The 14,950-nt window shown below is 41.6% G+C and carries 2 protein-coding genes; one reads left to right on the top strand and one right to left on the bottom strand.

Going from position 1 to position 14,950, the window contains the following annotated elements:
• The first annotated feature begins 98 nt into the window (after window positions 1-98).
• Window positions 99-11,663 carry a T9SS type A sorting domain-containing protein gene (locus ACP14Y_RS00915; RefSeq protein WP_424961091.1) on the top strand — a complete coding sequence of 3,855 codons (11,565 nt, stop codon included), beginning with the start codon at window positions 99-101 and terminating at the stop codon, window positions 11,661-11,663.
• Between the two features lie 193 nt (window positions 11,664-11,856).
• Here the strand turns inward: ACP14Y_RS00915 and ACP14Y_RS00910 are convergent, their stop codons facing one another.
• The gene (locus tag ACP14Y_RS00910) at window positions 11,857-14,748 is read right to left on the bottom strand and encodes a leucine--tRNA ligase (RefSeq protein ID WP_424961090.1); all 2,892 of its coding nucleotides are present in this window, start codon (window positions 14,746-14,748) and stop codon (window positions 11,857-11,859) included.
• Window positions 14,749-14,950 lie beyond the last annotated feature (202 nt).

The following is a 14,950-nucleotide window of genomic DNA, read 5'->3' as shown; positions in this document are numbered from 1 at the left end:
GAAATAAAATAACCATTAATAAACTTCACTGATAGTTAGTTTTGGAGTAAAGTATGCCCACACTACTATCACCTTGTTTTGCGTCTAAATAACTGATCATGAGAAAGCTCTCTTTCATTGCTACGATTTTTTCTCTGCTTTTTGTTTCAATAGCGTCATATGCTCAAACAGTTACCTCAATAACGAAAGCAGATAGCGACCCGACGAATGCAACCACTGTTAATTTTACGGTGGTATTCCAGTCCGCAACAACTGGTGTGGTTACAGGGAATTTCGTGCAAGACTTTATTGGTCCTACAGGTACAATAGGCACACCAACTACTTCAGATAATATAACCTGGAATGTACCAGTTTCTACTGTTTCTGGAAATGGGACATTGAGTATTGATTTCATAACAGGTACTGAAACCCCAACAACTGCTCCATATACGACAGGAGAAGCCTATACTATTGATAATACCGCCCCCGATGTTACCATCGATCAGGGATCGGGTCAGTTAGATCCTACCAATAGCGCATCCATCGTATTTGATGTTGTGTTCAATGAGCCGGTAACAGGATTTGCGGATGATACGAATGTAGATTTTAGTTCGAGTACCGCGACAGGAACTTTATCTGGGGCAGTAACAGAGGTTGCTCCATTAGATGGAACGACATACACCCTGACAGTGACTGGTATGACAGGAGATGGAGATGTGATTGCGTCATTAAATGCAGGAGCTGGAACAGACCTTGCAGGCAATACAAGCAACGCGAGTTCTAGCTCTGATAATTCAGTAAGCTATGATGGAACATCGCCTGATGTCACCATCGATCAGGGATCAGGTCAGTCAGATCCAACTAGCACAGCATCAGTCGTATTTGATGTTGTGTTCAATGAGCCGGTAACCGGATTTACGGATGATACGAATGTAGATTTCAGTTCGAGCACTACGACAGGAACTTTATCTGGGGCAGTAACAGAGGTTGCACCATTAGATGGAACAACATATACTCTTACGGTAACAGGAATGACTGGAGACGGAGATGTGATTGTATCATTAAATGCAGGAGCCGGAACAGATGCCGTTGGTAATACTAGTAATGGGAGTTCGAGCACGGACAATTCGGTAACTTATGATACGACTTCACCCGATGTTACTATCGATCAGGGTTCGGGTCAGTCGGATCCAACCAATAGTGCCTCCATCGTATTTGATGTTGTATTTAATGAGACGGTAACAGGTTTTACGGATGATACGAATGTAGACTTCAGTTCAAGTACAACTACAGGAACTTTATCTGGAGCAGTGACTGAAGTAGCTCCGTTTGATGGAACAACATATACACTTACAGTTACGGGTATGACAGGAGATGGTGATGTGATTGCGTCATTAAATGCAGGAGCTGGAACAGACCTTGCTGGTAATACCAGTAATGCAAGTTCAAGCACAGACAATTCGGTAACTTATGATATAACATTGCCAGATGTTACCATCGATCAGGGATCAGGTCAGTTAGATCCTACCAATAGCGCATCCATCGTATTTGATGTTGTGTTCAATGAGCCGGTAACAGGATTTGCGGATGATACGAATGTAGATTTTAGTTCGAGTACCGCGACAGGAACTTTATCTGGGGCAGTAACAGAGGTTGCTCCATTAGATGGAACGACATACACCCTGACAGTGACTGGTATGACAGGAGATGGAGATGTGATTGCGTCATTAAATGCAGGAGCTGGAACAGACCTTGCAGGCAATACAAGCAACGCGAGTTCTAGCTCTGATAATTCAGTAAGCTATGATGGAACATCGCCTGATGTCACCATCGATCAGGGATCAGGTCAGTCAGATCCAACTAGCACAGCATCAGTCGTATTTGATGTTGTGTTCAATGAGCCGGTAACCGGATTTACGGATGATACGAATGTAGATTTCAGTTCGAGCACTACGACAGGAACTTTATCTGGGGCAGTAACAGAGGTTGCACCATTAGATGGAACAACATATACTCTTACGGTAACAGGAATGACTGGAGACGGAGATGTGATTGTATCATTAAATGCAGGAGCCGGAACAGATGCCGTTGGTAATACTAGTAATGGGAGTTCGAGCACGGACAATTCGGTAACTTATGATACGACTTCACCCGATGTTACTATCGATCAGGGTTCGGGTCAGTCGGATCCAACCAATAGTGCCTCCATCGTATTTGATGTTGTATTTAATGAGACGGTAACAGGTTTTACGGATGATACGAATGTAGACTTCAGTTCAAGTACAACTACAGGAACTTTATCTGGAGCAGTGACTGAAGTAGCTCCGTTTGATGGAACAACATATACACTTACAGTTACGGGTATGACAGGAGATGGTGATGTGATTGCGTCATTAAATGCAGGAGCTGGAACAGACCTTGCTGGTAATACCAGTAATGCGAGTACTAGCTCAGATAATTCGGTAAGATTTGATAATACATTGCCAACCTTCGTTGATGCCACATATTATGATACCAACCAAGATGGCTCTGTTGATGAAATCTTACTAGAGTTTTCAGAAGACATTGATGAAGCAAGTGTAAGCGACACTGATTTTAATATTGGGTCAGCAGGTTATGGAGTCGTTTCATTTGGTGTGGTTGCAACTCCGGCTAATAACGGTGTTGACCTTAATGATACCGATAATTTTATTACACTTGGAGTAAATACAGGAACCACCGCTGATCAAACAATAGAATATACACAAGGAGGGCTAACGGATGAGGCAGGCAATTTGGCTGCTACTGATCTGGCAATCTCAACAATCGATTTGGCAGTTCCGGTTCTAACAGATGTCCAAATAGAGGACACGGATGATGATGCTCTGATTGACAGGGTGGTGTATGTTTTCTCCGAGGTAATTTCTGATGCAGATGATACAGATACTTATGTTGTTGCTGAGGTAGGATCGATAACACTACCGGATGGCCAGGCCGCTTCATTCCTTGATGGAGACATTAGTTTGTCTGATGACGGTACGTATGGCTATGTAACAATCAATAATATTTCAGGCCAACTCACTGCCAACACGGCAATTGGAAGTTTAAATGTAACTGGGGTTAATGGGGCTTGGGATGATGACCAGGGACAAACTTCCATTGGAGATGCTTCAGAAAATTACATTGATGCTGCCTCGCCTGTGATTCTTAGCACGACCATCACATCAAATGCCTATGCAGATATCAATTTTAGTGAAGGCGTTTATGGTAATGCAGCAGCAACCTTACCTGTGGATGATACAGATTTCACGATTGATATTGATGGAACGGTTACAGGTGAAGCAATAGTTTCGGCAAAGAACACAACAGCAGTTGAATCTGATGATGTAGTGAATGTTCTGGTAGGTGGGGAATCAACAGTACGTGTGTTTTTTAGTTTTAATCAACCAAATGCTGGTGGAGAATCGGTAACATTTGATACAGATGGATCGCTCTATGATGATTTGAATAACACTGCAGCGGTAACTCAATTTCCTCCGGACAATCAAGATGTTTTGGTTGCACCAGATATTCCGGATCTTACCATCGCAAGGTGGCTGGATGAGGATGGAGATGGCGATATAGATGCAGTTGAGTACACATTTAACATTGACTGGGATATCGATGAAGGTGGTAGTAATGATTCCAACGATCCGCTGGATTGTTTTGAAATTCGGAACAATGGTGTTTTAGTCACACAAGATAACTTCGATTATGATAGTGAAACAACCAATGGATTTTACGCCGCGGGTGCTTTTGCTAAAATCTATTTTGACGGGGATCAGCAACCGGGCACTAGCATTGAAAATCTAACACTTGAATATGTTACTGGTGTAGATGATAGAATTGAGTCACAGTCTACTGAAGATGATGCCATTCCTGGTGATACGCCGGAAACCTATCTGGATGGTGCTGCCCCACTTTTCAGTGGATTCACAGCAACAATACTCGATACCGATACTGATGGAAATGTCGATCAAATTCAAGTTGACACAGAAGATCATATTGATGATTCAGCAATTAACCCAGCAGAGTTTACCTACAATGGAGTAGCTGCTGTAGGTGTCGCGAATGTTGATAATACTGACAAATCATTCTATTTAGTAGTAAATGGCAATGGAACAGCTGTAGAGGGTGATTTTGTTTATACCGTAGGAACCCTAGTTGATACTGCTGCTAATGCCAGTGATGGTGGTACTATTTTGGCTGCCTCTATCACCGATGGAGCTGGGCCTGTTGTTCTAGATGCTTTAACTGCCGATAATGATCTTAATGGACAAATAGATGAAATCACTGTAACCTTTTCAGAAGCATTTGATGATTTAGGTATTGATGATTCAGACTTTTCACTATCGGGTGGATATACTATTCCTGCAGCAGGATTTTCAGTATCATCCCCAGATGTGATACTTACAGTGAATGAAAGTGGTTCGTCGGATACATACATCACACCTGATGTTACTGTTGCTGCTGACATTCTTGAAGATCAAAGTGCTCCAGATGGTGCTAATAATCCTGCTCAGACCTTCACCAGCACATCTGATGGAGCTGCGCCGTACGTCACCGTTGATATAATTGGAACTACATCTGATGCTACACCAGATCTTTCAGGAACCGTAGATGACCCAACAGCAACTGTTCTTGTTAATGTAGGGTCAAACGTGGAGACTGCAGTTAATAATGGGGCTGGTGTATGGACTCTGGCCGGTAGCGAACTAAATAATCCACTTAGCCTAGGAGTTCATCAGGTAGTGTTGACCGCCTTCGACTTCTCTACTAATATTGGAACGGATACTCAAATTGATGAAGTAGAGATTATAGGAGGAGTGGTTATTACGGGCCCTAGTGTGGTAGATATTTGTATTGGCTCAGAGACCACTTTATCAACAATAACTCTAGATGAGACAAACAATACAGATTTTAGTACTTCTGGTTCATTCATTCTGAATCTACCGGCGGGATTTGTTTATAATACGGGGGCTTCATTATCCATTCAAAACACAAATGCATCTGGAAATGTAACCATCGGGACTGTCGAGTATATTGGTAGTTCTTCATTGAGCATTGACCTAATTAATGATGGTAATGATGACGAAGATGATGTCATTACAATAGATGGATTGATTGTTCAGGCGACAGGTTCCACACCAAGGAGCAATTCTCTAATATCCATTGGTGGTGATGTAGGTTATTTAACAGGTCAAACAAGTATTGGGGATTTAAGTAGCCAGGCGATTGAGCCAACATTGGCTAATGTTCAGGAGACTAGCGGAGGAACTTTTGTGACTGAATGGATTCAGAAATATACAGCTACTACTGTTATTCCGCATGGAGCTATTACGTTGGTAGGAGGAAATGGTACGTTTGATGATAGTGAATCAGTTTCTTTTTCAGGTGGGGCTACTGGTATTATCGTTCCTGGTACATCAACTGGTTCACAAATCGAGATTTATCTGACTTCAGGAACCACAGTGACGAACGGAGAAACTGTGACGGGAGCTGGTGGAGACAATGCGGTTGTTAATGCTGCACCAAGTGCAGGGTCTGGATATCTTCAACCGTTTGGTTTTACTGCTTCCACTACTGGAACTCCAGAATGGAGAAATGCAGAAAATGATGCAGTGCTTTCCACTAACGGAACGGTAACAAATACTGATTTAGGGATGACAGGTTCAGGCATGTATTCAATAGATGTTTATGATTTTAATGCAGGTTGTTATAATATTCCACTTAGACTAAAAGTATTGATTTATGATGATCTGGATACAGAGATATTTGCATCCAATACTTTTGAAGATCGATCCTTTATTTCAACAAATGAAGTAGAAACCATATACCTAAGTCAGCCTGCAGGAACAAGTGCAACAGTTAGTGGAGCCGGAATCACTGTTACTAACCCATCTGCAACCGAATTGATCATCACTTTTGATCCTTCAGTCGTAGCATCTGAAACCATACATCCAATCACTTATACTATTGAAAATGATATAACAGGAGATCAGTTTGTCGAAGTTGTGAATTTTGAGGTGTCTGATCCTTCACAATCATATGTAGGAGTAACACTTCCTGATGACGTTTACGGAGTAGATGATTTACCAATTTCATTTACTATGGAACAGACAGATTGGGATGTTGGTCAGAATCTATCTTATCATCAATATTTGAGTAGGACCAATGGTTCTTCATCTGGAAACTGGTATCATTTCAGTGCGGATTATCCGAATCACCCAACAGGACCTTTTACATTTAAATTTGATCCAAGAAGTGTAAACTCTGGAGACCCCTTTACTACCTGGAACCAGTTTAGTGCATCTCAGTATGCGAATGGTTATGATGACATCCCTAAAGGTTCCGCACGGGCATTTATGGTTAGAACTTCATTAACTAATCCTTCGGTTCTAATTGATCAAAATCTGTTTGTCTACGGAGAACCACTTATATCGCTAAATAATATAACATCATCTTATTGCTATGATGATGCGAGCTTTGACCTGACAAGGGAAGCCACATATGCAACAGGTTTCTCTGGCAATACAGATATTCCTAATTCAATATTTACGCCTATTATTGATAGCGATGATTTGACGATAACCACAGGATACTATCTATATAAGAAAGTGAATACGATTGCAACTGCAAGTGGTAGTGGCTATGCTGCGAATGCCAATTTCATTGAAAACCCAGTGTTGACCAATAATACAACTTATTTCATTGACATATTTGATGCGTCTGGAGATGGAATACGGTTTATTGATGCAATCAATCGATATTTTACAGTGACTGACGCATCAGGAGATACCGTGGTGCATATTGGTAATCAGGCATTTCGTGAAGAAAACATACTCTTTACTACAGGAGCAGGAGCAGGAGAGTTTGATCTCCCGCTAACTATTAATCTATATACGGATAATGCTGCAAATGAAATATCATGGGAAATATGGGAATATACCTTACATGAAGACTTCACAGGAGGAGATGCGAATGGAACAGGAATGACGCTTCAAAATGACTTTGATCCATCAGATCCTGATCAGGATGGTACCGGCACGGTTGCTGATGGCGAAGATGGGGATTATAGAATATTGTATTATTCTGAGGCATTAACTCCTGCGATGCTATCAGGTAAGGCTGTTTTCGATGTAACTATTTTTCCATCGCCGGGTGAACCATTTTTAAATGCTTCTCATAATCTTAGTTGGAATGGGGCTCCATGGATTGATACTACTGACCCTGCAAATGGTTTTGATAGTTACGTCATGGAGTTTTGCTCACCGTCCGAGGTATCTTTTATAGTTGGTGAAAACTCATCAATCACCTATAACTGGTATGCCAATGATCAGACTACTCTTTTGCAAGGCAACCAATGGTTTATTTCTGGAGGTGTGGCGTTTGATGATCCTTCCACAGGAGGAGTTACCGAAGTTCCTACAGCAGGAACAGAGACAGTCTTCTATTTTGCAACTTTAGAAAATGGTTGTGAGTCTGCCTTGAAGAAGATCACGGTTTACATCTATGAGGATACAGATACACCACAACCTACAGCTGCCTCACTAGCTGCAAATGGTGAATTATTTGATACAAACCATTACATATATGATTATTGTGATGATTATGATAACACTAATATTCCCATAATTCTTGAAACTGCGGACGAAAGTCCTTCCAATCCAGGCTCAAGAAATCCATCAGCATATTTTAATTTATATAGTGAGGATGCGGTTTTGCAAACTACAAATTTTAGTGGCACGAATTTAACATCTGCAGTACTGGGTATACCTTCTACAGGTAATGTAGATACCACTATTTTTGTGACCCAGGTCTGGAATGACCAGACGCCTGGAGCAACAGGGACTGTAACAGAACCTTTTGAAGGGTGTGAGAGTGATCTAGTAAGGTTCGATATCAATGTCACTGTGACTCCTAGCCAACCATTGGCAGGTGATTTCGTCGGGATAAATGCAACCATTGTTCATATTTGTCAAAATGATGCAGTAAGCAACATTACCACTTCAGATGCTATAAATCCGGATGTGGATCAGTTTGTCTGGTACGATAATGATGGTGGTGGAGGAGTAGGGGCAGAAATGATTCGCAAAATCAATGGAGGCTCAATCACGCAAGCTCAAATCGTGGCAAATTCTTCATTTGATCCGGCTGTCGTTGGACAGTATAGTTTCTTTGTAACCAAGATCAGTGGACTGAACGAGGATACCAGCTTTTCCGGATGCGAAACAACAGCAACAGAATTTATAATAGAAGTTCATCCTATTGACGATGCAGACTTCCCAGTCATTGGCTCGACGGATTACACTGATATTGGTGATGGGGAATATGATCTAGATACTGATGCAGATCACTTATTTCCTGTATGTATTACTGAGTTAGATCCTTCCGCAACCCTTGATGCTACATCAGCTTATGGAGGAACAAAAGAGTTTGTGTGGTATCAGAGTAACTCGACCTTCGCATCTCAAGTAGAATTACTAACGGCTACAAGTCCGACATTTGATCAATTAGGTATGGGTTTGGGTGATATCACAGGTGCTCAATCAAAGTATTTTATTGTTACTCAAAGGTTAGATCCGGATGATTTTTCAGCTGGACAAGGTTGTGAATCAGGACTTGCCACAACATATCTTGAAGTGAGATTCTCTGACCTAAGTGCACTAACAATGGATGTTAATAATGGAACATCCCCAGACTGGTGCTATGATGATGCCAATCCAACATTTGATTTACTCGTCGGTGGTACTTCAGTGAGTACTTTACCTCATCCTATGGGTGGTAATCAAGATCCAAATCTTCAGGTAAGCTATGCTGTTTTATTAAATAATAGTGTTTTGTCAGATACGCTTGATTTAGATCCAACTGCAGGTGAGAACCTTGTTTTTGGTAGCGGTAATATTACTACTGATTTCTTGAATTGGCACATTGCAAAAAGTGGTAATAGTCTTGATGGGAGTGGAAATATTGTGGGAGGAGCGAGCAGCGTACATTATATATTAATGCAATATACTGACCCAGCAACTAACTGTGTTGGGAATGAAATATTTACACTTACAGTGCATCCTGATCCCCCAACCTCGTTTACGTTAAATGGATTAGACCAAGATCAGCTTGAATTTGCATATAATGATCCAACTATTGATTTGGAAGGATTTAACTTCGAAACAGGTTTAGGACTTAGTGAGAATACAGGTAGTTTTCTAATAGACACAGACGGTCTGGGAGTTACAAATAGTAATAAGACACAATTTGATCCATCATCGGCACATGACTTTGTGCATCCTGTTCCTAATCCAGAATATGCGGGTCAAAGTTCTCACCAAATAACCTTCCAGTATACCAATGAATATGGGTGCCTTAGAGATACTGTAAGAACGGTATATGTTAATCCATTGCCAGAAATTTTGGATAATGAAATAAAAACCGCAAATACATGTGCAGATAATGATGTGGAATTATTTGTTGATGTTGTTCCAAACGAACACGGTGAGGGTGTTGAGGTGTACGATATTGTATGGGAGGTGAATGGAAGTGTAGTTCAATCATTAACTGCTGGCACTCCAGATGCTGAAATACTATTGTTTGATCTAGGCCCTTTAGGTGGCCAGGCTAACTTCAGTGTTTATTTGACATATAATACTGGTGTTGGTATTTACAATACAGCTGCTGAATCATCAGTTGAAGGACAATCAATAGTGGTGGGGGAGGCGCCTACACCTTCAATAACATGGGTGGGAACCACTACTAATAATCCTTCAGGTACGGATTTCAGGATTACTGAGGATAATAGCGGACTTCCAGATACAGACGTTAATTATATAGAGTTCTTCATAAATGGTATCTCTCAATATTCTAATGACGAATCCGTTACACCAATCACTTTTCCTTTAGATATCAATCATGGCCCAGGTACTGGGTATCAATTTACTTCTGCGGGTACTTATCCCGTGAGAGTTATAATGGAGACCACTGCCGGATGTACGGTCGATTTCAGCAGAAATATTGAAATAATCGATAACCTTCCAGGAATTACTTCATATACTGAAGATTTTGAATCTGGTGATGGGGGATGGAGTATTGAAACACTCTCATTAGATGGTAAATCAAATACATTAACAACTTCTTGGGAGATTGGCACAAATGTCCCTGATTCTGCATCAGGAACTACTTATGATGGTACAAATGCAGTGTATACGAATGGGTACCAATCATCCGAAGTTTCCTTTGTGTATTCACCCTCATTTGACTTAACTGCTTTTTCTGCTCCTACTATCAGTTTCTTGCGATATGAAGACTTTGAAACATTCCGGGATGGGGTTGTTTTCCAGATGTCAGTCGACGATGGCAGGACATGGGTGAATGTTGGTGGGTTCGACGATGCTCAGCCCGAAGGTTTAAAATCTACCCCTAACTGGTATAATAGAGAGGCAATCACAAGTGCTCCTGGCACAGTTTCTCCAGGATCACAATCTGTGGCAAATAATGCACAAGGTATTGGCTGGGCGGAGAATAGTGACTGGAAAGAAGCGATCGCTCCTTTAGCAATACCAGCAGGTCAGGAGCAATATGTGAGGTTCCGCTTTGCATTGGCTGCTCAGGCTACACCAAAGACAACTAATGGATTTGCATTTGACCTTGTTCAAATTTATGATCGTGAACAAATAGTATTGGTTGAGCAATTTTCTTCAACGCTTAGTCAGGATAGTTATGACATCAATGGTTTGATCGATGCTGCCCCAATATTTAATGGCAATGATATCTTGAGAATTAACTATTTCACCGACTTTGCAAATAGCGGTGATTTTAAAGATGCATTGAATCAGAGAAATACGTCTGCACCTGGAGCCAGAAGCTCATACTATGGAATTGAAGATATTCCAAGTATTTCGATTTCTGGAGATGCTCAGTTGATAAGTAATGCCTCTCAGCTGTCAGGAAGTATTGCAGCTCAGCTGACAAATGCTAAGCTTGTTAATCCAGGTTTTGATATTAGCATCAATGCTTCCATTGACGCAGAAAACGTCTTAACGGTAGGAGCAGATTTCACAGCCATATCAGAGTTTCCAAGAGCAGATACCAAACTTGGATTGTTCCTGGCAATTCTAGAGCCTGAAATTTTGGTGGATAATACCATGGGTCCAATAGGTTTGTATCAGGTAGGTGATGCTATTACCAACGTGTTACGCAAAATGTTGCCAAGTGCTGCTGGTCAGTTTGAACAAGGTGCAGTAGCAATAAATGATGTGTTGACGATTGAAAATATGACCTGGCCTGTTTCTAATATGTATGTCATGGATACGCTGACCGTGGTTGCGTATGTTCAGGATTTAAGCTCTAAACAGGTATTGCAGTCTGCAGTCCTTGGTTTAAGTAATCCGAATAGTGAACTAGCATTAGGTCTGAATGAATTGTCGGATTTCTCTCTTTATCCAAACCCGGCCGATAAAGAAGTGACGGTAGAGTTTGCGGATGTACTTAGAGAGAAAACTGAATGGGTGATCTTTGATCAGGCTGGAAGGGAAGTATTGAAAGGAGAGCTGGATAAGGGAATAAAAACGATGACGGTTCAGACGAGTGAGATGCCGTCAGGATTGTACTTCATCCATCTGTTTGCGGAAGATCGTAAGAGACAATCCAAACGAATCATGGTGATTCACTAGGAGAGTGCACGATAAAAATAAAGCCCCTAATGAATGTTCATCAGGGGCTTTTTTATGATTCTTTGCCAGACTTGTTCCGGAATCTTCCAACATGACTAGTGAGTCATCCGACTACTTAGAGTGAGGTGTGACTACTTTAAGGTGGATATAGCAATTAGATTCTTCGCTGCACTCAGAATGACACTCAAGAATGTCATACCACGATATTCACAATCTTCTTCGGTACTACGATCACTTTGCGTGGATCTTTACCATCCATCCATTTCTGAATGGTCTCATTTGCCAGGGCACCAGCTTCAATTTCTTCCTTGCTTGCCTCAGCAGAGAAACTGATCTTCGCGCGCATTTTACCATTGACAGAAACAGGGTATTCGATGGAATCTTCGACCAGATGTTTCTCTTCAAATGCAGGATAAACAGCGTCAACTACAGAAGTATCATAACCAAGCAAATGCCAAAGCTCTTCTGCAATGTGCGGAGCAAAAGGAGAGAGGACGATGGTCATTGGCTCCAGGATCGCTCGCTTGTTACATTTCAAGGCTGAAATCTCATTGACTGCAATCATGAATGTGCTGACTGAAGTGTTTAATGAAAGACGCTCTGCATCTTCAGAGACTTTTTTGATCGTTCCATGAAGTACCTTGAGTTCATCTTTGGTTGGCTCTGCATCAGATACTTTGAATGTATCTCCTTCATGGAAAAGTGACCAGAACTTTCTCAGGAACTTGTAAACACCCTCAATGCCATTTGTATTCCAGGGCTTACTTTGCTCAATAGGCCCTAAGAACATTTCATACATTCTTAGCGTATCCGCACCATACTTTTCTACCAGCTCATCCGGATTCACCACATTGAATTTGGACTTGGACATTTTCTCTACTTCCTGTATGGTCTTAAACGAATCCTCTGTTGAAATCACTTGGTTAAACTTTCCTTTGTGCCAGTAACCTCCCTTGGTTATAAAAACAGAGTCTGTAAATTCATTCCACTGACTTTTAAAAGACTCTATATCAAGAATATTACTACTATCAACCCATTCAATAGATACATTTTGGGAATACAGGTTTGGATAATACTGTTCAAGATCTTCAATATCAGAACTGATAAATATATCGTAAGGCTCATCTCCTAATGGAATTGCTCCTGATTCAATTGGGGCAGGAAATAGAATTCCATTATGTTTTCCAGCAACTTTTAAAATCTTCGAGCTTACTCCCTGAATCATACCCTGATTCACTAGCTTCTTCGCATATTCATCCACCTCGATGATGCCCATGTCGTACAGAAACTTGTTCCAGAAGCGGGAGTAGAGGAGGTGACCGGTGGCATGCTCGCTACCTCCAAGGTAGAAGTCTACATCCTGCCAGTACTGCATGGCTTCCTTGCTGCAAAACTCTTTGTCGTTATCCGGATCCATGTATCGAAAGAAGTACCAACTACTACCAGCCCAACCAGGCATGGTGGATAGCTCGTACGGATGACCGTTGTGGTTCCAGTCGTTGGCTCTACCCAAAGGGGGATCACCATCTTCTGTTGGCAAGTATTCATCTACCTGAGGAAGATCCAGAGGCAATTCCTCGTCCGGAACTAATCTTGGAATGCCATCTTCATAGTATACCGGGATGGGTTCCCCCCAGTAGCGCTGACGTCCGAAAATGGCGTCTCTTAGCTTGTAGTTTACTTTTCTAACGCCAATGCCCCGTTTTTCCACTTCCTGAATGCCTCGTTCCATCGCTTCCTCAGTAGAAAGACCATTTAGAAAATCAGAATTAATGATTTTTCCTTCCTTGGTCGAGTCTGCCTCCGTTTCGGTTAGCTTTTGGGCATCATTGATAATAGGTTTTGGCAGATCAAACTTTTTTGCAAAATCAAAGTCTCGTTGATCCCCGCTGGGTACAGCCATCACCGCACCGGTACCATATCCGGCTAACACATAATCAGCGATATAGACTGGAATCTTGTCGCCGGAAAATGGGTGAACCGCATAGCTCCCGGTAAACACACCGGATACATGCTTGGTATCGCTCATTCGCTCACGCTCTGATCGATTTTTTGCTGCCTCTACATATTTTTCAACCTCGTTCCGTTGATCAGTTGTTGTCAGTTTAAGCGCTAATTCACTTTCTGGAGCGAGCACCATAAACGACACCCCAAAAATGGTATCAATTCGTGTAGTAAACACCCTGATTTTTTCTTCAGAATCTTCAATGTCAAAGTCAATTTCTGCTCCATAGGATTTACCAATCCAGTTTCGCTGCATCTCCTTAATCGGTTCCGGCCAATCGATTTTATCCAGTCCGGAAAGTAGACGGTCCGCATAAGCTGTGATCCGCATACTCCATTGAGGCATTTTTTTCTTCACAACCGGATGGCCGCCACGTTCAGAGAACCCATCTTTCACCTCGTCATTAGAAAGGACAGTTCCAAGTGCAGGGCACCAGTTTACGGTAGTCTCTGCCTGATAGGTAAGCCGATACTTCAATAAGAAAAGCTGTTGTTCTTTCTCAGAGTAGCCATTCCACTCATCAGCTGAAATAATCGGTGTGTCTGCATCGCATGCTGCATCAACGTTCTGGTTTCCTTCTTTTTCCAGAATTTCAATCAAGTCATCGATGTGTCTCGCTTTATCTTGCTTGTTGTCGTACCAGCTTTTGTAAATGAGCTTAAAAATCCACTGTGTCCATTTGTAAAACTTAGGGTCACTGGTACGTACTTCTCTTGACCAGTCGTATGAGAAGCCTAATGCCTTTAGCTGTTCTTTATAGCGTTTGATGTTTTGCTCTGTCGTTAAAGCAGGGTGTTGACCCGTTTGAATGGCATACTGCTCAGCTGGAAGACCAAAACTGTCAAAACCCATCGGGTGGAGTACATTGAAGCCATTCAACCGCTTAAATCGTGCGACGATATCGGAGGCGATGTATCCCAGTGGATGACCAACATGAAGCCCAGCTCCGGAAGGATAGGGAAACATGTCCATGATGTAATATTTGGGTTTATCAGATTGATTGGAAACCTCATATACTTTCTGGTCACGCCAATATGCCTGCCACTTCTTTTCTATCTCTTGAAAGTTGTACTCCGCCATTCGAATCAATTTTTTAAAGCTGGCAAAGGTAAAAGATGCAAATAAGAAATGAGCATAAATATCAAGGACGAATAAATACCTTGTGGTGCGTGAAACATATTTATGCGAATTTCATGTGTTCTTTAGGGATTTGACTACATACGCATGAAATAGATTTAACATGCGTGCAAATAAGAATTGGATTCCCTTCAAAGAAAACCTG

The sequence above is a fragment of the Ekhidna sp. genome (assembly GCF_965247405.1).
In the GTDB taxonomy this organism is placed as follows: Bacteria; Bacteroidota; Bacteroidia; order Cytophagales; family Cyclobacteriaceae; genus Ekhidna.
The sequence above is the reverse complement of the archived record's forward strand: the minus strand, read 5'-3'. Positions and strand labels throughout refer to the sequence as shown.

Bases quoted from the DNA above. Each gene is read 5' to 3' on its own strand.
- ACP14Y_RS00910 (WP_424961090.1), bottom strand. From the start codon at position 14,748: ATGGCGGAGTACAACTTTCAAGAGATAGAAAAGAAGTGGCAGGCATAT.
- ACP14Y_RS00915 (WP_424961091.1), top strand. From the start codon at position 99: ATGAGAAAGCTCTCTTTCATTGCTACGATTTTTTCTCTGCTTTTTGTT.